The following is a 19,881-nucleotide window of genomic DNA, read 5'->3' on the forward strand; positions in this document are numbered from 1 at the left end:
GAACGCGCATTCCTTTCGAAATCGAAACCTAGGGCAGGCGCAAGGCGAGGGCCAGTAATTCTTTCCCTTTCCCTTGCCCTTCCCGGCGATATGTTGCACGGAAGGGCGAACGAAAAGACGATGATTGAAGGACACGCCAGATGGCCGACGGGAACATGGATCACGACATGAAACCGACCGAGGAGCTTTCGGTCCGCGATGTTTTCGGGATCGACACCGACATGGTCATAAAGGGCTTCGCCGACAAGACCGAACGCGTGCCCGACATCGATTCGACCTACAAGTTCGACCCCGACACGACGCTGGCGATCCTCGCCGGGTTTTCCCACAATCGCCGTGTCATGATCCAGGGCTATCACGGCACCGGCAAGTCGACCCATATCGAACAGGTCGCCGCGCGCCTCAACTGGCCCGCCGTTCGCGTCAACCTCGACAGCCACATCAGCCGGATCGACCTGATCGGCAAGGACGCGATCAAGCTGCGCGAGGGCGTGCAGGTGACCGAGTTCCACGAAGGCATCCTGCCCTGGGCCCTGCGCAACCCCGTCGCCATCGTCTTCGACGAATACGACGCGGGCCGCGCCGACGTGATGTTCGTCATCCAGCGTGTGCTGGAACATGACGGCAAGCTGACCCTGCTGGACCAGAACGAGATCATCACGCCCCACCCCTGCTTCCGCCTCTTCGCCACGGCCAACACCGTGGGCCTGGGCGACACGACCGGGCTTTATCATGGCGTGCAGCAGATCAACCAGGCGCAGATGGACCGCTGGTCGCTCGTGGCCACGCTGAACTACCTCAGCCACGACGCCGAGACCGCCATCGTCATCGCCAAGACCCCCCAGATGAACACCGAAGCCGGGCGCAAGACGATCAGCCAGATGGTCACCGTCGCCGACCTCACCCGCACGGCCTTCATGAACGGCGACCTCTCGACGGTCATGAGCCCCCGGACGGTGATCAACTGGGCTCAGAACAGCCGCATCTTCCGCGACGTGGGCTATGCCTTCCGCCTGACCTTCCTGAACAAATGCGACGAGCTGGAGCGTCAGACCGTCGCCGAATTCTACCAGCGCTGCTTCGACGAGGAACTGCCCGAGAGTGCGGCAAGCGTCAGCCTGGGGTGATCCGTGAAAGGTTTCGCCGTGATCCTGGGCTTCTCCGCACTTGCGGCTTTATCCCCGGCACCGGGCAAGGCTTTGGATCAGGAACAGTCGTTCTTTCCCATTTCGGAAAGGCTCGTATCGGAACCCGATTTCGTGACAGCGCGCTGTCACGGCTTTCTGAACGCGGTTCGGATCTACCGCCAGATTTTGCGCTCCAACCCGGTGCATGGTCGCGACCGAGCGCGCGGCACGGAATTCGACTGGATCGACGACGCGGACTTTTACAGGCCGCTTACCGAGGCCGCTCAACGCCTCGACGACATGGAAAGTTATGAGCAAGCCTACCTGGACGCGTTCGGCAGCATCGAGGTGCCGTCGCTTGTATCGCACAAACCCCTGTACCAAAGTGACAAGGAGACGTGTCTGACCCGGTTTGGGTCCGATCCCTCCTGAGAGGTCTCAGTTATGCGATACGCGTTCGCGCTCTGCGTCACCTTCCTCGCCGCATGTCATCCCGACAATGTTCGCCTTCTTCATGCCGAAGATGCGGCTGTGGACACCTGCGCGTGCCCCGACCGCGCCTGCGCCCTGCGCTTCGCCACCCCGATCACCGAGGGTCGTGGCCTCTTGATGGAGGACTACGAGAACCTCTCCGACGACCAGATCGCCCGATACGAGGCAGCCGTCGAGCGCATCACCGACTGCCTCACCCGGTTCGAGGAAGGATGACCGCATGATCCGCCTATTGTCCCGCTGCGCCTTGCTTCTTGCCCTGCTCACGGCCCTGCCCGCCTCGGCGCAAGACCGCGCCGCCATCGAACAGCAGTTTCGCACGTGGCTCGAGCAGGACATCTGGCCCGCCGCAAGCGCCAATGGCGTCTCCCGCACGACCTTCGACAGCGCGATGGGTGGCGTGCGCCTCAACTGGGACCTGCCCGACCTCGTCCCGCCGGGGTCCGAGGCGACCACGCCCAAGCGCCAGACCCAGTCCGAGTTCGGCGCCCCGGGCCGCTATTTCCGCGGCGTCTCCGGCGACGCCGCCATCGGCCGCGATCTCGCCCGCCGCCACGCCGCTACCCTCGCCCGCATTGAACAGCAAACGGGCGTGCCGGGCCGTATCCTGCTGGGCATCTGGGGCCGCGAAAGCGCCTATGGCCGGGCCAAGATCCCGCACAACGTGTTCGAGGTCCTTGGCACCAAGGGCTTCATGGCCACCCGCGCCCCCTATTTCCGCGAGGAACTCATCGCCGCGCTGCAAATCGCCGAGGCCGGCCACGCGACCGGCCCCCTGCGCAGCTCCTGGGCCGGGGCGCTCGGCCAACCCCAATTCATGCCGTCCAATTTCCTGCAATACGCCGCCGACGGCGACGGTGACGGGCGCGCCGATATCTGGGGCTCGGTGCCCGACACGCTGGCCTCCATCGCCAACTACCTCGCCCGCCACGGCTGGGTTTCGGGCCGAGACTGGGGGTTCGAGGTTACCGTGCCGGCCTCCGTCTCCTGCTCACTCGAAGGCCCTGACCAGGGCCGCCCCATCGCCGAGTGGGAAGCGATGGGCATCACCCGTGTCTCAAACCGTCCCTTCCCCGACCACGAACGCAACGGCGAGGGTTTCCTGATGATGCCCGCCGGGCGCAACGGCCCGGCCTTCGTGGTCACGCCGAATTTCTACGTGCTCAAGGACTACAACATGTCCGACCTCTACGCGCTTTACGTGGGCCATGTCGGCGACCGCATCCAGTACGGCGTCGGCGATTTCTCCGCCCCCTGGGGCGCTGTCGGCAAGATGTACCGCTCCGACATCGCCGCAATGCAACGCGGCTTGGAAGGCATGGGCCATGACGTCGGCGGCGCCGACGGCCTGCCGGGTTTCAAGACCCGCCGCTCCATCGGCCGCTGGCAAGAGGCGACGGGCCGGCCCGCCACCTGCTTCCCCGAACCGGGCATGAAGGCACACCTGATCCGCTAGGCGCCCCAAGAATTTTCAAAAATTCTTGCCCGGGATTTTTCAAAAATTCCGCCCCGGCCTCGCGTGTCGCGTCTCAATCGAACTGATAGTCCTTGGCCTCGACATAATGCCACTTGACCTTCCAGTTCGTCCCCCGGTCGTATTCCGACGACACGTAGATGCTGGCGGTATCCTTGAGCAGCGGATCGCTCGTCGTCAGCTTCCATGACCCGTTGTTCGAATGCCAGACGCTGTCGACGGTGAAACCCACCAGCATGTATTTGGAACTGCCGCCCCAGTCGAACGTGTGGGTCCGGTGGCCGATATGCCATTTCTCGGAATAGCTCTGTTCGGTGGTCGAGATCTGTGTCGCGATCCCGGGCCAGGTGTCATAGCCGTAATGCCAGATATTGGTATCGCCCGAGTCGTGCTCCTTGTCCTTCTTCGGCACGCTGGACTTTGCCCCCTTCACGCTCATGTAAAGCGCGTAGCGAGCATAGATCTCGTCCAGTTCAGTCTTCAGCGAATTGAGATCGGTCGCGTATCCCGCGATCTTCGACGGGTCCGAAGCCAGTTCCTCACGCGCCGCGCGAATCTCGCCCGTCAGCGTGTCGAACGTATGGGCGTAGGCATTTGCGTAATCGCCCGGACAGGTCTTGAACCGGCTCTCCACCAGCCAGACCTGCTTGTAAAGCGCGGTGATCTCGCCAAACACCGCCGGGGCCACCGGCACGGTCCGGTCGAAATCCGGATCGAGCGAGGAATAGCTGGTCAGGTAGGCCCGCATCCGCGCCGCCTCAAGGTTGTCCTTGAACCACGCCAGCAATTCCTCGGGGTCGTCGGTCTTGGGCGCAACCGACCCTTTCTTGGTGCCAAAATGCACGACCGTCTGTTCGAATGTCGTCTTGCTGTTCGACACCGCCTGCTTGAAATTGGCGTAGCCCGACGCGGAAAAGAGGTTCCCCTTGGAACCAGAGAACTTGGACTTGAAATCATCCAGCCGCGACTCGGATTCCGCCGTGATCCGCAACACCACGCTCAGCAGGCTGCCGGCCTTGACCCCACTGATGAAATAGTCGCCATAAGTTTTCTTGAACGTCGCCTGGTCGCTGTCGAGCAAGCTCTTCGCCTTTGTCTTCAGCGCCGGGTCCTTGATCGTCGCATAGTCGGTATCGCTGATCTCGACCTGCGCGAGAACGGTCAGGGACGTGGCCGAATAGCTGACACTGTTGAGATACGACGCCTCGGCCGAGATCTCAACGGCGCCGGTGTTGTAGGACCCCGATGCGCCCACGTCGATCTCGCGCTCCATCTCCTCTTCGGTCGCGATGATCTTGATCGAAATCTTCCCCTCCCCGACCTTGGCCGGTGTCGTATCGGTCGAACTCAGCGCCGAACCGTCGAACACGTCTCCGGTCACGGCATCGACACCGCCTCCGATCTTGTAGGCGTCGGCCCAGGGGATGTCGGTGATGGTCGGCGGAAGGGTGGACTCGCCCTGAAGAAAGGTCAGCATGGTCGGTAATCCTTTGATTTGAAATACTGAAAAATGGCATCACACTACGGTGACGTAAAAGCACATGCCACATTCTATGCACGAAATTTGGATTCGCACAACGACCATTGGTTGAGCGCGCAGTCAGGCGCACCCCGTCCCGGAACAACGCCGCGGCTCTGCCGGGTCAGCTGTGCTCTTCCGCCGATACCGCCGTCAGCGCGCGGTTATAAGCCTTCAGCGCATCGACGTGAAAGAGCGCCCCCTGCAGTTCGGGCTTCGCATCCTCGCCCGTCAGGGTCACCACCGGGATGAACGCGACGCCCGTGCGCTCGAAGATCGGCATCGCCACGTCCAGCGTCGCGTTGGCGTCGATATAGACCCCGTCCTCGATCAGCTCCCAACAGGCGTCCTCGCTGGCGCTGCGCTCTGCGCCGGTGCCGCGCATTACCCGCCCGGCCCGGTACATCGTCAGCAGATACGCATGGGGCCCGGCCGCCAGCCTGACACCCCGCCGTTCCAGCTGGGTCAGGAAGAACGAGTGCCGCACCAGTTTCGACGCAAGCGCCGTGGACATCGACACCGCCACCATCACCGCCAGCCCGGTCTGCCAGTCGCCCGTCAACTCGAACACGATCAGCGTCGTCGATATCGGCGCACCCAGCACGGCGGCGGCCACCGCCCCCATCCCGGCCAGCGCGTAAAGCGTGGGCGCCCCCGACCACTCCGGCAACAGCGCCGTCGCCACCAGGCCAAAGGCCAACCCCGTCAGCGCGCCGACCATAAGCGAAGGCGAAAACACCCCGCCGCCCATCCGCCCGCCGATGGTGATCGCCACGGCAATGACCTTGAGAATGCAGAACACCACCGCCTCGGTCCACAAAAGCTTGCCGGTCAGCGCCTTCGATGTCGTCTCGTAGCCCACGCCGATGATATGCGGAAACCCGATCGCCAGCACGCCCAGCATCAGCCCCGCCACCCCGGGCCGCAGCCAGCGCGGCAACCCGGTGCGCGCCTGCACCCGGTCCGCGAACCCCTCGGCCACGAAGATCCCCCGCATCAGTGCAAAGGCCACCACCCCGCAGAGCAGCCCCAGGATCAGAAAGGCCGGCAGTTCCACGTAGAACTCCAGCATGCTGGCCGTGGGCAGCGCGAACTCTGTCACGTCGCCGAATTCCAGACGGTTGATCACCGTGCCCGCGACAGAGGCGATGACGATGGGCGCAAAGGCATGCAGCGCGAAGTGGCGCAGCACCACCTCCAGCGCAAAAAGGGCCCCCGCGATGGGCGCGTTGAACGACGCCGACACCGCCGCCGCCACGGCACAACCCAACAGGTCGCGGCCCGTGATCCCGTTGGCGTCGATCCGGTTGCTGACCCAGGTCGAGATCACGCCGGCCATGTGCACCACCGGCCCTTCCCGGCCCGAAGAGCCGCCCGTGCCCAGCGTGATCATCGACGCCAGCGCCGAGGCCACGCCCGCCCGGGTCTCGACCCGGCCCTCGTTCAGCGCCGCGCCTTCGATCACATCGGCCACCGACCGCGCGCGGCCATCGGGCGTGTAGCGGTGCAATATCGCGCCCACCACCAGCCCGCCGCCCACCGGGATCACCAGAACCCAGTACCACGGCAGGTTGGACACCCAGCTATGCATCAGCGACGGGTCCTCCGAGCCGTAGAGCAACAGCTGCAATGCATTGATTCCCTTGCGGAAGAACAGCGCCGCAAAGCCCGCCGCGATGCCGATGCAAAGCGCGATCAGCCAGAACTGGAACTGGCTCGGTCCCTTGCGGCGCAACACCCGCCAGGCGTCCCGGCTGACAACCCTTGCCCGCCGCGATCCGCGCCTGAGCGCGCGCCCCCTGCGTGGCGGATCCGCCGCACCGGTCCCCCTCATCCGCACCCCCCGGGCCTTGTGACGCAGGACGCTTCCCTGTCGGCACCGCTTGGCATAGTGTGCGGGTCCGAGAGATTGCAGGGGTTAGACATGGGTATTCGGGACGCCATTTCAGAGTTATCGCCCGTTTTAGGGCAACGGCTCAGCCTGTCCAAGTCCGATCTGCAAGAGCACGGTCGGAGCGAGACGCATTTCGCGGACGCGCCGCCCGACGCCGTCGCCTATCCCGAATCCACCGACGAGGTGCGCCGGATCGTGCAGGCCTGCGCCCGTCACGGCGTGCCGGTCATCGGCTGGGGCACCGGCACCTCGCTCGAAGGGCAGGCCCAGGCCTTCTCGGGCGGCATCTGCGTCGACTTCCAGCGCATGAACCGCATCCTCGAGGTATCGCAGGGCGACATGGACGTGCGCGTGCAACCCGGTGTGACGCGCGAGGCGCTGAACGAGGAGTTGCGCGCCACGGGCCTCTTCTTTCCGGTCGACCCCGGCGCCAACGCCTCGGTCGGCGGCATGACCTCGACCCGCGCCAGCGGCACCACTGCCGTGCGCTACGGCACCATGCGCGACAACGTGCTGGGGCTCGAAGTGGTCACCGCCAAGGGCGAGGTCATCCGCACCGGCACCCGCGCCCGCAAATCCTCGGCCGGCTATGACCTCACGGCGCTGTTCGTGGGGTCCGAAGGCACGCTGGGCCTGATCACCGAGATCACGCTGCGCCTGCGCGGCACGCCCGAAGCCATTTCTGCCGCCGTCTGCGCCTTCGACACCGTGGGCGACGCCGTCGAGGCAGTCATGGCCTCGGTGCAGATGGGCCTGCCGCTCGCGCGGATCGAGCTGATGGACACTCAAAGCGTCGAAGCGGTGAACGCCTATTCCGGCGCCGCCCTGCCCGCATGCCCGCATTTGCTGCTGGAATTCCACGGCTCGGACGCGGGCGTCGCGGAACAGGCGCAGATGTTCGGCGACCTGGCGCAGGAATTCGGCGGCAAGGGCTTCGACTGGGCCCGCAAGACCGAAGAGCGCACCGCGCTCTGGGCCATGCGCCACGCCGCCTACCATGCAATCGTCGCTCACCGCCCCGGCACCAAGGCGCTGGTCACCGATATCTGCGTGCCGATCTCGAACCTCGCCCACGCGCTCGAGGAGACCCGCCAGCACCTTGATGCGCAAGGTATCGAAGGCCCGATCCTGGGCCATGTCGGCGACGGCAACTTCCACGCCATCCTGCAATTCGACCCCGAGGATGCCGCCGACAAGGCCCGCGTGCTCGAGGCCTCGGAACACCTGGTCGAGCTGGCCCTGTCGCTGGGCGGCACCGCCACGGGTGAGCATGGGATCGGCGTGGGCAAGCTGGGCTACATGGAGCGCGAGCATGGCCCCGCTTGGGGCCTCATGGGCACGATCAAGCTGGCGCTCGATCCCGACAACATCATGAACCCCGGCAAGCTGGTGCCGCCCCGGAACTGACGGCGCGGCGCCTGTGCCGCCTCGAAGGGGGCGCTGCCCCCCACGTCGAAACCCCGGTTTCGACGCTCCCCCGCGGGATATTTTCGGCCAGAGGAAAAGGTGTGGGTCAGCCCGCCATCAGCGCTTCGGCGGCGGCGCGGGCCTCTTCGGTGATGGTCTCGCCCGACAGCATCCGCGCGATCTCGTCGGTGCGGGCGCCGGCGTCCAGCGCCGTGACCGTCGACAGGGTCTGCCCTTTGGTGATGCGCTTTTCAACGCGCCAATGATGCGCGCCCCGTGCGGCCACCTGAGGCGAATGCGTGACGACAAGTACCTGGTTCTCCGACGCCAGCCCCGCCAGCCGCCGGCCCACCGCATCGGCGGTGGCCCCCCCCACGCCCCGGTCTATCTCGTCGAAAATCAGCGTCAGCCCGCTTTGCCCCCCGGTCAGGCAGACCTTCAGCGCCAGCAGAAACCGGCTCAACTCCCCGCCCGAGGCGATCTTGCCCAATGGGCCCGCCGGCGCGCCGGGGTTGGTGGCCACGGTAAAGGTCACCGCGTCCTGCCCGGTCTCGCCCGGATCAGTTGGGCTCACTTGCGTGGCAAAGACCGCGCGGTCCATCTTCAGCGGGGCAAGTTCGGCCATCACCGCCTTGTCCAGCTTGCCCGCCGCCTTGGCACGCGCGTCGCTCAGCGCTCCGGCGGCCTCGGTATAGGCCGCATCCGCCTCCTCGACTGCCGCCTGCAACGCCTTGAGGTCCGCGTCCCCCTGATCCAGCCGTGCCAGCTGTTCGCGCACGCCCTCGGCAAACCCGGCCAGCTCGTCCGGCGCCACGCTGTGTTTGCGCGCCAGCGCCCGGATCGCGAACAACCGTTCCTCGGTTTCCTCCAGCTCCAGCGGGTTGAAGGTCAGCGCCTCAAGGCAGTCCTCGACCCCGCTTGCCGCCTCGTCCAGCTCGACCATCGCGCGCGACAGCGCCGCCAACGCCTCTTCCAGCCGGCCCTCGGCCTTGTCTGCCGCACCTTCCAGCCAGCGCAGCGCGTCCTGCGCCTGCCCTTCGGCCCCATCGCGCAGGGCGGCTTGCGCCTTGGCGATATCCTCGCGGATGCGCTCGGATTGCTGCATCAGGCGGCGGCGCGTGTCCAGCTCCGCCTCCTCGCCCGGCTGGGGCGACAACGCATCCAACTCCTCGACCGCGTGGCGCAGAAACTCCTCCTCGGCGCGCATCTCGGCCAGCTTGGTCTCGGCCTCGCGCAACGCCTTGCGCGCCGCACTACGCGCCTTCCAGGCGCTGCGCACCTTGTCGCGCTGTCCCGCCAGCCCGCCAAATTCGTCCAGCAGGTCGCGATGTCCTTTGGGGTCCAGCAACCCACGGTCATCATGCTGACCGTGCAACTCCACCAAAGTGTCCGACAGCGCCCGCAACACATCACCCGAACAGCGCCGGTCATTGACCCAGGCCGTCTTGCGCCCGTCGCCAGTGTTCACGCGCCGCAGCAGCAGCGTGTCCTCCACCGGCAGCCCCGCCTGTTCCAGAACGGCGCGCGCCGCGTGCCCCTCGGGCAGGTCGAACTCGGCCACCACCTCGCCCTGTTCGGCCCCCTGCCGCACCAGTTCGGCCCGGCCGCGCCAGCCCAGCACGAAGCCCAGCGAATCGAGCAGGATCGACTTGCCCGCCCCGGTCTCGCCGGTCAGCACGTTCAGACCGGGCTGAAACGCAAGCTCCAGCCGGTCGATGATCAGAATGTCACGAATCTCCAGCGCACGGAGCATTCAAGGCTCCCGGGCGTTACAACCAGCGTCCGAGGATCGTCTGCCGATAGACCTGCCGCAGCCAGCTGTCGCCCACCGCTTCCAGTGTCAGCCCCTGCCCGGTCAACAGCTTGTAGCTGTCCTCGTACCATTCGGTGCTTTTGAAGTTGTGGCCCAGGATCGCCCCCGCCGTCCGCGCCTCGTTCGTCAGACCCAGCGACAGATACGCCTCGACCAGCCGGTGCAGCGCCTCGGCGGTGTGCGTCGTGGTCTGGAAATCCTCGACCACCACGCGGAACCGGTTGATGGCCGAGGTGAAGTGATCGCGCCGCAGGTAATAGCGCCCGATCTCCATTTCCTTGGCCGCCAGATGGTCGAAGGCCAAGTCGAATTTCAGGATCGCCGAGCTGGTGTATTCACTGTCGGGATATTGCTCGATCACCTGCCGCAGCGATTGCAGCGCCTGGAAGGTCAGACCCTGGTCGCGGCCCACCTCGTCGATCTGGTCGTAATAGCTCAGCGCCAGCAGGTACTGCGCATAGGCCGCATCGCCATCGGCGGGATAGAAATCCAGATATCGCTGCGCGGCGGACCGGCTGTTCTCGTAATCCTCGTCTTTATGATAGGCGAAGGCCTGCATGATCACGGCCCGCTTGGCCCATTCCGAATAGGGGTACAACCGCTCGACCTCGGCAAACAGCTCCGCCGCCTGTTCGGGGTCACCGCTGGCCAGGTCATACTCGGCCCGGCCAAAGATCTGTTCCGCCGTGAACTGTTCGTAATTGACCTCGCCGCGCGCGATGCGCGAGTTGACGCCGCCACAGCCCACAAGGACTGTCGAGGCCACGAGGGCCGCTGCCAAACCGATCCCGATTCTGCCGCCTGTCATGCTCGCACGTACCCCCAAAAGCCTGTGCTAAACTTGTGTTCAGGCCTTAAGGCCGCGTGATTTTGCAGGATCATATCCGCAATACCAAAGGCGTCCTAGCACATAATTTTCCGGTGCAAAACGCCTTAGACCCGATTGTCGCTCACAAAGAATCCGCCTGTGGTCAGGCGACCTCAGGGATTTCGCCCCAATGCACGCCCGCGCCGGGCAGCCGGGCGGCGGTTTCCGCATCGCAGGTCACGGTCTCAAAGGCATCGGGGCGCGCGAAGAGCGCGCGCAGCAGGTCGTTGGTCACCGCGTGACCGGCACGCAGGCCGGTGTAATGACCCAGGATCGGCAGGCCGGCCAGCGCCAGGTCGCCAAGCGCATCCAGCATCTTGTGCCGCACCGGCTCATCCGGCTGACGCAAGCCGCCGGGGCTCAGGACGCGGTCGCCGTCAAAGACCACCGCGTTCTCGCCCGGGTTGCCGCCCAGGGCCAGGCCATTCGCCTGCATCGCATCGACGTCCGCCTTGCGGCAAAAAGTGCGCGCGGTCGACAATTCGCGCACGAAACTGCCGTTCGACATGTTCAAAAGCTTTTTCTGCCGCCCGATCGCGGCATCCTCGAACTCGATCACGAACTCCAGAAGCAGCGTGTCGTGCGGCACCAACCGGGCCGACGCGTCGCCTTTGGTCACCTCGACGGGTTTCAGAACCTTCAGCGCCCGCACCGGCGCGTGCTGACGGCGCAGGCCGGTGGACAGGATGCCATGCACGAACGGGGCCGAGCTGCCGTCAAGGATCGGCACTTCGGGGCCGTTCACCTCGATCACCGCGTTATGCACGCCACAGCCCGCTAGGGCTGCCATGATGTGCTCGACGGTCGAGACGCTGACACCGGCCGCGTTTTCCAGCAGGGTGCACAGCGGCGACTGGTTCACCATATCCCAGCGCGCCGGGATCTCGCAATTGCGCAGATCGCAGTCGATCCGGCGAAACACGATTCCGCGATTGGCGGGGGCCGGAAGGATGGTCAGGCGCGCCTCTGCACCCGAGTGCAGGCCGACGCCATCGAAGGAAACCGGGGTTTTGACCGTATTCTGCACGCGCATACCTCAGGCCGATTATCGGCTCATTTAATTCAACTGAGCCACATTTATTGCGCGTGCAGGCAATGCTCAATTCACTCTTTGCAACGCGCTGAAACATCGCCCCTGCAGGGCTTGGCGAATTCTTGCCGACGCAGCGAGAGCCCTGCACAACCCTTTGATGAAAAACAAAAAAGGGCCGCGCGCGGCGGCCCTTTTCGATGGTCATTTGTTGTCTTTATCAGTTCGCCTGACGGCGCAGGAAGGCGGGGATTTCGATCTGGTCGTCCTCTTCCTCGCGCTCGTCGCGCACCTCGGGCTGGGGCGCCGTGGCCTGCATCGGCGGCTGCTGGCGCACCGGGCGCTGCGGCTGCTGCGCGGCCCCTTCCGCGCCGTGGCCGGTCATCCGGTTGATCAGCGAGTTGATCCCGAAGCGCGGCTTTTCCGCGGCGTGCGCCGGGGCCGATGCGGGGGCTTGCTGCACCGGCTGGCGGGTCTCGCCGCCGCCACGGTGATGCACTGCGGCCTGAAGACGGGCCAGGGCATCCTGCGACGGGGTGCCCGGCGCCGGGGCCTTGGGTGCCACGAAGGTCTCCGCCTCGTCCGCCTCATCGACATAGGTTTCCGGTTCGGGACGCGGCGTATAGGCCGGCGGCGGCAGGTCGCGCTCGCCGCTCTCGGCTTCGAAGATGTCCTCCATCTGCTCTTCCGCCGCCGCGCGCTGTGCGTCGAAGGCATTGAACAGGCTGGGTTCTTCCGCCGCCTCGGTGCTGGCCGCCACGGCGGGCTCCGCCACCGGCTCGACCGTTTCCTCGTAGGTCTCGACCGCCTCGATCTCGACTTCTTCGGCCGGCTTCAGCGGCTCTGCCAGCTTGCGGCGCGGCACAGGGATTTCCTTGCTCTCGTCCGTGGCGTCGATGCCGGTGGCCACGACCGACACGCGCATGAAGCCTTCCATCGTCGGGTCCAGCGTGCTGCCCACGATGATGTTGGCGTCGGCGTCCACTTCCTCGCGGATGCGGTTCGCGGCCTCGTCCAGCTCGAACAGCGTCAGGTCGTGCCCGCCGGTGATGTTGATCAACACACCCTTCGCGCCGCGCAGGCTGATCTCGTCCAGAAGCGGGTTCGCGATGGCCTTCTCGGCGGCCTGGATGGCGCGCTCTTCGCCGTCGTCCTCGCCGGTGCCCATCATCGCCTTGCCCATCTCGTCCATCACCGCGCGCACGTCGGCAAAGTCGAGGTTGATCAGGCCCGGGCGCACCATCAGGTCCGTGACACCCTTCACACCCTGGTAAAGCACGTCATCTGCCATCGAGAACGCCTCGGTGAAGGTCGTCTTCTCGTTCGCAAGGCGGAACAGGTTCTGGTTCGGGATGATGATCAGCGTGTCGACCATCTTTTGCAGCGTGTCCACGCCTTCCTCGGCCTGGCGCATCCGCTTGGCGCCCTCGAACTGGAAAGGTTTCGTGACGACACCGACGGTTAGCACGCCAAGCTCACGCGCTGCCTGAGCGATGATCGGGGCCGCGCCGGTGCCCGTGCCACCGCCCATACCGGCGGTGATAAAGCACATATGCGCGCCGGCCAGCTGGTCGACGATCTGTTCGATATTCTCTTCCGCAGCGGCGGCGCCCACGGCGGCTTTCGCCCCGGCGCCCAGCCCTTCGGTGACTTTCACACCCAGCTGGATCCGGTTCGGCGCGTTGCTCTGTGACAGCGCCTGCGCATCGGTGTTGGCGACGACGAAATCGACGCCTTCCAGCTGTTTCTCGATCATGTTGTTGACGGCGTTGCCGCCTGCCCCGCCGACACCGAACACGGTGATGCGCGGCTTGAGTTCCTGGTCCTGTCCCTGACCTGGCATACTGAGGTTAAGTGTCATAGCTCCGCCTTCTTTGCCTGCTGTTGTGCCCGCCTTGCGCAGGCTTAATCCGCCTAAATTGCATTAACAGTACCGTCCCGTCGCCGTTACGTCACCCAAAAAACACGAAAATACCACAAAATATGGGCCTTTTTTCGCGCTTTCACGCGGGATTTCGCCGAAACCCCCAGATTTTGCGATCACCAGTTGTCCTTGAACCATTTTACCGCCCGCTTGAGGGACCGCGCCGGGTAGCGATCCACCGGAATCTCGAAGTCCCACCATTCGTCCTGGGGATTCGCCGCGAACAGGCACATGCCCACCGCGCTGGCAAACCCCGCCCCGGTCGCCGCCTGCGGCAGCCCGTGCACCCGCAGGGGCCGGCCCAGCCGCACCTGCTGTCCCAGGATGCGCGTCGCCAGACCGTCCAGCCCGGGGATCTGGCTGCCGCCGCCGGTCAGCACGATCTGCTGGCTCGGCAGGTGCTGGAACCCGGCGGCATCCAGCCGGGCGCGCACCTCTTCCAGGATCTCCTCGACCCGCGGGCGCATGATGCCGATCAGTTCCGCGCGACTTACCGTGCGCCGGTCATGTTCCCAGTCGCCGGTCTCGCCGCCGATCTCGATCATCTCGCGGTCGTCCATGCCGGTGGCCACGACGCCGCCGTAAAAGGTTTTGATCCGCTCCGCCGTGGCGTGCGGCACCTGCAAGCCCATCGAGATGTCGCCGGTGACGTGCTCGCCCCCGATCCGCACGGAATCGGCATAGATCATGTGTTTCTTCATGAAGATCGACACGCCCGCGCTGCCGCCGCCCATGTCGATGCAGGCCGCGCCCAGCTCCTGCTCGTCCTCCACCAGCGCCGAGATCCCCGACACGTAAGCCGAGCTTGCCAGCCCCGCCAGTTCCAGGTCGCAGCGCTTGACGCAATGCGCCAGGTTCTGGATCGCCGCGCCATCGACCGTCAGCATGTGCATATCGACCGCCAGGTCCTGCCCCAGCTGCCCGCGCGGATCGTCAAGCCCCGAGCGGTGGTCCAGCGCGAAATTCACCGGCTGGGCATGCAGCACCTCGCGCCCCTCGCCGAAATCGGGCACGTCGCAGGACGAAAGCACCCGGCTGATGTCCTGCTCGGACACGGTGCTGGCCTCCAGCGACACCTGCCCCGCCAGCCCATAGCTGCGCGGCTCGGCCCCCGAGAAACAGGCGATCACGTGATCGACGCGGATATTGGCCATCTTCTGCGCCGCCTGCAGGGCCGTGCGGATGGCCCGCTCGGTCTCGGCCATCGTCGTGATCTCGCCATAGCGTACACCGCGCGAACGGGTCGTTGCCGCCCCGATCACCCGGAACCCGGCCTGCCCCGCCAGCGCACCCACGCCCTCGGTCTCGCGCAGCCGGTCGCTGCCGTCGAAGCGCAGCACAAGGCAGGCGATCTTGGACGTGCCCACGTCCAGAACCGCCACGACACCGCGCTGCATCGCCGCCCGGCGCATGTTCCGCATCGCCCTTTGCGATTCATAAAGCTCGATCATCTTATTCTTCCGCCCCTACGGTCATTTTTGTCACGCGCCACCACTCGGACACCGCGTTTTCGTTCATTCTTATGGTCGGCCGGGACGCCAGGCGCATGTCCACCGCCGCAAGATCGCGCTCCAGCATGTCCTGCACCTCGGCCAGCACGATCACGCGCTCCAATGCGCGCACCGGGTCGGTCTCGGGCAACAGGATGCGCTGGCCTCGGTCCAGCACCACGTCCCAGCGCCGCTCGCCCATGCGCACCAGCCCGCGCAGCCGCGCCCGCAGCGGCGACGCCGCCTGCAGGATCGCCAGCGCCTCGGGCACCGCCTCGGTCGCGCCCTTGCCCGCGATCACCGGCAGGTCGGCGCGGTCGGCGCGCTGTGCGATATCGCCGATCACCACGCCCTCGATGTCCACAACGCCAAGGCCCTCGCGCGACCGCCAGACCGCCACCGGTTGGCGTTCTTCCACGTGTGCCACCAGCACCCCGCCCTGCCGCACCCGCACCGAGGCGCTCGCCACGGCGGGCAGGCCGGCGATCGAAATGCGCACCGCGTCCAGGTCGATGTCAAAGGAACTGGCCGGCAGGTCATGCGGGAAAATCTCGCGGATATCCTCCTCGACGGTGGCGCTGGCGCCCTCGACAGCCAGAAGGTTGACCATGAATTCGGGCCGCGTCTCGATCCGCTCGCGAATGTCGGCCACCGCCAGCACGATGGCCTCCTGCCGCGCAGGGTCGGAAAAATACGCCGTCGCCAGCCCGAAGGTCAGGCAAAACGGCACGCCCACCCGCAACAGCTTGCGAAAGAGCGGCGTCAGCATCAGCCGCTGATAGCGATAAGACCACCGCGACGGTGCCGGATCGGCCTTGGGCTCCAGTCGTTTCACCTGTTGCATGACGCATCCCTGATCAGCCAGTCGCACAATTGCGGAAAACTCATGCCCGCCGCCTGGGCCTGTTCCGGGCTCAGCGAGGTGGGCGTCATCCCGGGCTGGGTGTTGGTCTCCAGCAGGATCAGCCCGTCCAGCCCCTTCGCCTCGTCCCAGCGGAAATCGGTGCGGCTCAGTCCGCGGCACCCCAGCACCGCGTGGGCGCGCAGCGCATAGTCCTCGCAGGCGTCGGCAATCTCCTGGGGAATATCGGCCGGGATCACATGGCGCGACCCGCCGGCGGCGTATTTCGCGTGATAATCGTACCAGCCGTCGGTGATGATATCCGTCACCCCCAGCGCCTTGTCGCCGATCACGGATGTGGTCAGCTCGCGCCCCGGCGCGAACGCCTCGACCATGACCGTCTGCGGCATGTCCTGCGACAGCTGCGGCGGCGCGTTGGCGGCCTCGTGCACGATATAGACGCCGACGGACGAGCCTTCGTTGTTGGGCTTCACCACGTAGGGCGGCGGCATCACATGCGCCTTTCCCACCTCGTCCTTGTCGACAATCACGCTGTTGACCACCGGCAGTCCCGCCGCACGGTACGCCGCCTTGGTCCGCTGCTTGTCCAGCGCCAGCGCCGAGGCCAGAACGCCCGAATGCGTATAGGGGATCTGCATCCATTCCAGCAGGCCCTGCACGCAGCCATCCTCGCCCCAGCGGCCATGCAGGGCGTTGAACACCACGTCGGGTTTGAGATCGGCCAGAACCACGGCAAGGTCGCGGCCGGCATCGACCTCGACCACCTCATAGCCTGCCTCCCGGAGTGCTGCGGCGCATTCCTGTCCTGACGAGAGAGACACCTCGCGTTCGGCCGAGGGGCCACCCATTATCACCGCAACAGTCGGGGCGTTTCCGCTCGAAGAAACCACCTTACTGCCTCAATGTCCCGGGTCGTTATCGACCCTTGTTTTATTGTGTCCGCCTCAATCCGCGGAAGGGGCCGTTTCGCCGACCCTCATGATTTCCCAATGTAACTCTATTCCGCTGTCTTGGAAAACCTTTTTTCGCACCTCCTCGCCCAAACCTTCCAGGTCCGCCGCCGTGGCACCCCCGGTGTTGATCAGGAAGTTGGAATGCTTCTCACTCATCTGCGCCCCGCCCCGCGTGGCGCCGCGCATCCCGGCGTTGTCGATCACCTTCCATGCCTTCAGATCGTGCGTGTCGTCGGCCCGCCCGGTGCTGGAAAATCCGGCCGGATTGCGGAACGTGCTGCCCGCCGTCCGGTCCTTGGTGGGCTGCGTCTCGTCGCGCTTTTTCAGCTGCGCCTCCATTCGCGCCGCCAGCTCCTCGGGGTCGCCCGCAACGCCCTCGAACGTCGCCCGCGTGATCACCCATCCCTCTGGCAACTCGGTCTGGCGATATTGAAATTTCAGGTCATCGGCGGTCAGTGTGACCACCTCGCCCGCGCGGGTGACCGCCTCTGCCTCGACGAAATGATCGGCGACGTAGCTGCCATAGCACCCCGCGTTCATCCGCACCGCCCCGCCGATGGCGCCCGGGATGGTCCGCAGAAAGGTCAGGTCCACCCCCGCCTCGCCTGCGCGGCGGGCCACATGCGCGTCCAGCGCCGCGGCCCCGGCGGTGACGCGCGTGCCCTCGACCTCGATGGCATTGAACCCGCGCCCCAGCCGGATCACCACCGCGCGCAAGCCGCCGTCCCGCACGATCAGGTTGCTGCCCACCCCCATCGGAAAGACGGGCATGTCAGCTGGCAGGTCACGCAGGAACGCGGCCAGATCGTCCAGGTCCGCCGGCTGGAACAGCCAGTCCGCCGGCCCGCCCACACGCAGCCATGTCAGATCGGCCAGCACGCGCTTTTCGCTCAGACGGCCACGGGGTTGGGGAAGATCGCTCATGCGCGCTCTTCTGCCTTATCCCGGCCCGAACCGAAAGACAGCCACCGCCATTTCTTGCCAAAAATACTCAATCCCCGCCGCGGGCCACGTCCCCGCCCACGGCCCGCCGGGCCCAGCGACCCAGATAAATCACCGGCCAGCGCAACAGGCTCATGCCCGCCGCCAACACGAACAACCCCACCCACGGCCCGTTCTGCCAGGTGACATAGCCCAGGATCGGAATGCCCACCGCGATCAGCGCATAGGCCCGCCGCCAGTGGTTGTCGCGACTGGGCATCATCGCCAGCAGGTTTGCGGCAAGCGCCCAGATGCAGGCCAGAACAAGGGACAGGCTCATTTCGGTATCTCCGGTCTTTCGCCTCTGAGACGCCGCGCGAAATAGCGCAGCGGGTTGCGGAACATGGACACCAAGCCCAGCACGGCCAACGCGGCGGGCAAGACGCCAAAGTCCCGCCCGATCAGCCAGATCAGCACCGGCGACAGCAACAGCAAAGCGATCCCCGGCGCGTATTGATGGCGCATCGGCAGCATCGACACCAACGTCCCCGCGATCACCCAGAGACAGGCAAGAACCAGAAGCGTCATGCGTGGCCTCCGATGTCACGCGCCGTTTTCCGCGCGGAAAACGTACCGGAAAATGCGCATTTTCCGGCCCGGAATTTTCGTAAAATTCCGGCCACCCTCACGCCGTCAGCTTTTCCGGCAACCCGTTCGCCCAGGCGCTGATCGTACCGGCGCCCAAGCAGACCACCATGTCGCCCGGCTTCGCCTGTTCGCGCACCAGCCGCACCAGATCGTCCTCGCCCAGGATCGCCCGTGCGTGCCGGTGGCCATGGGCAATCAGCCCCGCCACCAGATCGTCGCGGCTGGCACCCTCGATCGGGTCCTCGCCGGCGGCATAGACCTCGGCGATGGCGACCACGTCGGCATCGTTGAAGCACGCACAGAAATCGTCGAACAGCGAATGCAGGCGGCTATAGCGATGCGGCTGATGCACCGCGATGATCCGGCCCTTGGTGGCCTGCCGCGCGGCCTTCAGCACCGCGGCGATCTCCACCGGGTGATGGCCGTAATCGTCGATAATGGTCACGCCATCCACCTCGCCCACGCGGGTGAACCGGCGGTTCACGCCGCCGAACGCCGCCAGCGCCTCGCGGATCTCGTCCAGCTTCATCCCCAGGCTGCGCGCCACGGCCACCGCCGACAGCGCGTTCGACACGTTGTGGTCCCCCGGCATCGGCAGGGTACAGCCCTCGATCACCGTGCCCTCGGCCTGAAGCGCGATGTCGAAATGCGCCACGCCGTTTTCATAGGTCAGGTTCATCGCCCGCACATCCGCCTGCGCGTTGAAGCCGAAGGTGATCACCCGCCGGTCGCTGATCCGGCCCACCAAAGTCTGCACGTCCGGGTCGTCGGTACAGCAGATCGCCAGACCGTAGAACGGTATGTTCGACACGAAATCCAGGAATCCCTTGTGCAGCGCCTCTTCGGTGCCCCAATGCTCCATGTGCTCGGGATCGATATTGGTCACGATGGCAATCGTCGCGGGCAGGCGGTTGAACGTGCCGTCGCTCTCGTCGGCCTCGACCACCATCCATTCCCCCTGCCCCACGCGCGCGTTCGAGCCATAAGCGTGGATCACCCCGCCATTGATCACCGTGGGATCGAACTTGCCATGATCCAGAAGCGCCGCGACCATCGTCGTCGTGGTGGTCTTGCCATGGGTGCCCGCCACCGCGACGTTCGATTTCAGCCGCATCAGTTCGGCCAGCATCTCGGCCCGGCGCACCACCGGCAGGCCGCGCCGCCGCGCCTCGTCCAGTTCGGCATTGCCCGGCTTGATCGCCGACGAGATCACCACGACCTGCGCGTCATCCAGATTCGCCGCCGCCTGGCCCTCGAAAATCGTCGCCCCGGCCTTTTCCAGCCGGTCGGTGATCTTCGACGTCTTCAGGTCCGATCCCTGCACGGTATAGCCATGGTTCAGCAGCACCTCGGCAATGCCCGACATGCCGATACCCCCGATGCCCACGAAATGAATGGGGCCCACGTCGCCCGGAAGTTTCAATGCCGCGTTCATCGGTTTGGCTCCTTCGAATGAAAG

General features: G+C 65.6%; 18 protein-coding genes. 5 read left to right on the plus strand and 13 right to left on the minus strand.

The window, feature by feature from the left end:
* Nucleotides 1-140 precede the first annotated feature (140 nt).
* Genes cobS through XM53_RS02640 form a run of 4 tightly spaced genes read left to right on the plus strand, consistent with a single transcriptional unit; the run spans nucleotide 141 to nucleotide 3,075 of the window.
* Nucleotides 141-1,127: a cobaltochelatase subunit CobS gene (gene cobS / locus XM53_RS02625; RefSeq protein WP_057789947.1), complete on the plus strand. Its 987-nt coding sequence runs from the start codon at nucleotides 141-143 to the stop codon at nucleotides 1,125-1,127.
* 3 nt (nucleotides 1,128-1,130) lie between these two features.
* Complete coding sequence (locus XM53_RS02630) at nucleotides 1,131-1,559, plus strand: hypothetical protein (protein ID WP_144435425.1); 429 nt, start codon at nucleotides 1,131-1,133, stop codon at nucleotides 1,557-1,559.
* Nucleotides 1,560-1,571: 12 nt separating this feature from the next.
* A complete protein-coding gene (locus tag XM53_RS02635) occupies nucleotides 1,572-1,835 on the plus strand; it encodes a hypothetical protein (protein ID WP_057789951.1) in 264 nt (87 codons plus the stop codon).
* A 4-nt stretch (nucleotides 1,836-1,839) separates the two neighbouring features.
* Complete coding sequence (locus tag XM53_RS02640) at nucleotides 1,840-3,075, plus strand: lytic murein transglycosylase (RefSeq protein WP_057789953.1); 1,236 nt, start codon at nucleotides 1,840-1,842, stop codon at nucleotides 3,073-3,075.
* A 73-nt stretch (nucleotides 3,076-3,148) separates the two neighbouring features.
* On the opposite strand, the gene XM53_RS02645 is transcribed toward XM53_RS02640, so the two are convergent.
* Nucleotides 3,149-4,570 carry a hypothetical protein gene (locus XM53_RS02645; protein WP_057789955.1) on the minus strand — a complete coding sequence of 474 codons (1,422 nt, stop codon included), beginning with the start codon at nucleotides 4,568-4,570 and terminating at the stop codon, nucleotides 3,149-3,151.
* A 166-nt stretch (nucleotides 4,571-4,736) separates the two neighbouring features.
* Nucleotides 4,737-6,446, minus strand: a complete 1,710-nt coding sequence (locus XM53_RS02650) for a chloride channel protein (protein ID WP_082630686.1) — start codon at nucleotides 6,444-6,446, stop codon at nucleotides 4,737-4,739.
* A gap of 90 nt (nucleotides 6,447-6,536) precedes the next feature.
* On the opposite strand from XM53_RS02650, the gene XM53_RS02655 reads away from it, so the two are divergent.
* Nucleotides 6,537-7,913: an FAD-binding oxidoreductase gene (locus XM53_RS02655; protein WP_057789959.1), complete on the plus strand. Its 1,377-nt coding sequence runs from the start codon at nucleotides 6,537-6,539 to the stop codon at nucleotides 7,911-7,913.
* A gap of 106 nt (nucleotides 7,914-8,019) precedes the next feature.
* Here XM53_RS02655 and recN read toward each other — a convergent pair whose 3' ends face one another.
* The 11 genes from recN to murC all read right to left on the minus strand — a co-directional run bounded on the left by recN (nucleotide 8,020) and on the right by murC (nucleotide 19,857).
* Nucleotides 8,020-9,666, minus strand: a complete 1,647-nt coding sequence (recN, locus tag XM53_RS02660) for a DNA repair protein RecN (RefSeq protein WP_057789961.1) — start codon at nucleotides 9,664-9,666, stop codon at nucleotides 8,020-8,022.
* Nucleotides 9,667-9,682: 16 nt separating this feature from the next.
* The gene (locus tag XM53_RS02665; protein WP_057789964.1) at nucleotides 9,683-10,534 is read right to left on the minus strand and encodes an outer membrane protein assembly factor BamD; all 852 of its coding nucleotides are present in this window, start codon (nucleotides 10,532-10,534) and stop codon (nucleotides 9,683-9,685) included.
* Nucleotides 10,535-10,697: 163 nt separating this feature from the next.
* A complete protein-coding gene (lpxC, locus tag XM53_RS02670) occupies nucleotides 10,698-11,621 on the minus strand; it encodes a UDP-3-O-acyl-N-acetylglucosamine deacetylase (RefSeq protein ID WP_057790331.1) in 924 nt (307 codons plus the stop codon).
* A 223-nt stretch (nucleotides 11,622-11,844) separates the two neighbouring features.
* Entirely contained in the window at nucleotides 11,845-13,485 is a 1,641-nt protein-coding gene (gene ftsZ, locus XM53_RS02675) for a cell division protein FtsZ (RefSeq protein WP_057789966.1), read from the minus strand.
* A gap of 179 nt (nucleotides 13,486-13,664) precedes the next feature.
* Nucleotides 13,665-14,999 (minus strand): cell division protein FtsA, encoded by a 1,335-nt coding sequence (ftsA, locus tag XM53_RS02680; RefSeq protein WP_057789968.1) that lies wholly within the window; start codon nucleotides 14,997-14,999, stop codon nucleotides 13,665-13,667.
* A gap of 1 nt (nucleotide 15,000) precedes the next feature.
* On the minus strand, nucleotides 15,001-15,882 hold the full coding sequence (locus XM53_RS02685) for a cell division protein FtsQ/DivIB (RefSeq protein ID WP_057789969.1): 882 nt from the start codon (nucleotides 15,880-15,882) through the stop codon (nucleotides 15,001-15,003).
* The gene (locus tag XM53_RS02690; RefSeq protein ID WP_057789971.1) at nucleotides 15,870-16,748 is read right to left on the minus strand and encodes a D-alanine--D-alanine ligase; all 879 of its coding nucleotides are present in this window, start codon (nucleotides 16,746-16,748) and stop codon (nucleotides 15,870-15,872) included. The genes XM53_RS02685 and XM53_RS02690 overlap by 13 nt, the downstream gene beginning before the upstream one ends.
* 96 nt (nucleotides 16,749-16,844) lie before the next feature.
* Nucleotides 16,845-17,777 (minus strand): UDP-N-acetylmuramate dehydrogenase, encoded by a 933-nt coding sequence (gene murB, locus XM53_RS02695; RefSeq protein ID WP_057789973.1) that lies wholly within the window; start codon nucleotides 17,775-17,777, stop codon nucleotides 16,845-16,847.
* A 67-nt stretch (nucleotides 17,778-17,844) separates the two neighbouring features.
* Complete coding sequence (locus XM53_RS02700) at nucleotides 17,845-18,114, minus strand: DUF2484 family protein (protein ID WP_057789975.1); 270 nt, start codon at nucleotides 18,112-18,114, stop codon at nucleotides 17,845-17,847.
* Nucleotides 18,111-18,362, minus strand: a complete 252-nt coding sequence (locus XM53_RS02705; protein ID WP_057789977.1) for a DUF2484 family protein — start codon at nucleotides 18,360-18,362, stop codon at nucleotides 18,111-18,113. Before XM53_RS02705 ends, XM53_RS02700 begins: the two co-directional genes overlap by 4 nt.
* 97 nt (nucleotides 18,363-18,459) lie before the next feature.
* A complete protein-coding gene (gene murC / locus XM53_RS02710; RefSeq protein ID WP_057789979.1) occupies nucleotides 18,460-19,857 on the minus strand; it encodes a UDP-N-acetylmuramate--L-alanine ligase in 1,398 nt (465 codons plus the stop codon).
* Between the last annotated feature and the right edge of the window lie 24 nt (nucleotides 19,858-19,881).

Origin of the sequence: Roseovarius atlanticus (assembly GCF_001441615.1) — a bacterium.
Lineage (GTDB): Bacteria > Pseudomonadota > Alphaproteobacteria > Rhodobacterales > Rhodobacteraceae > Roseovarius > Roseovarius atlanticus.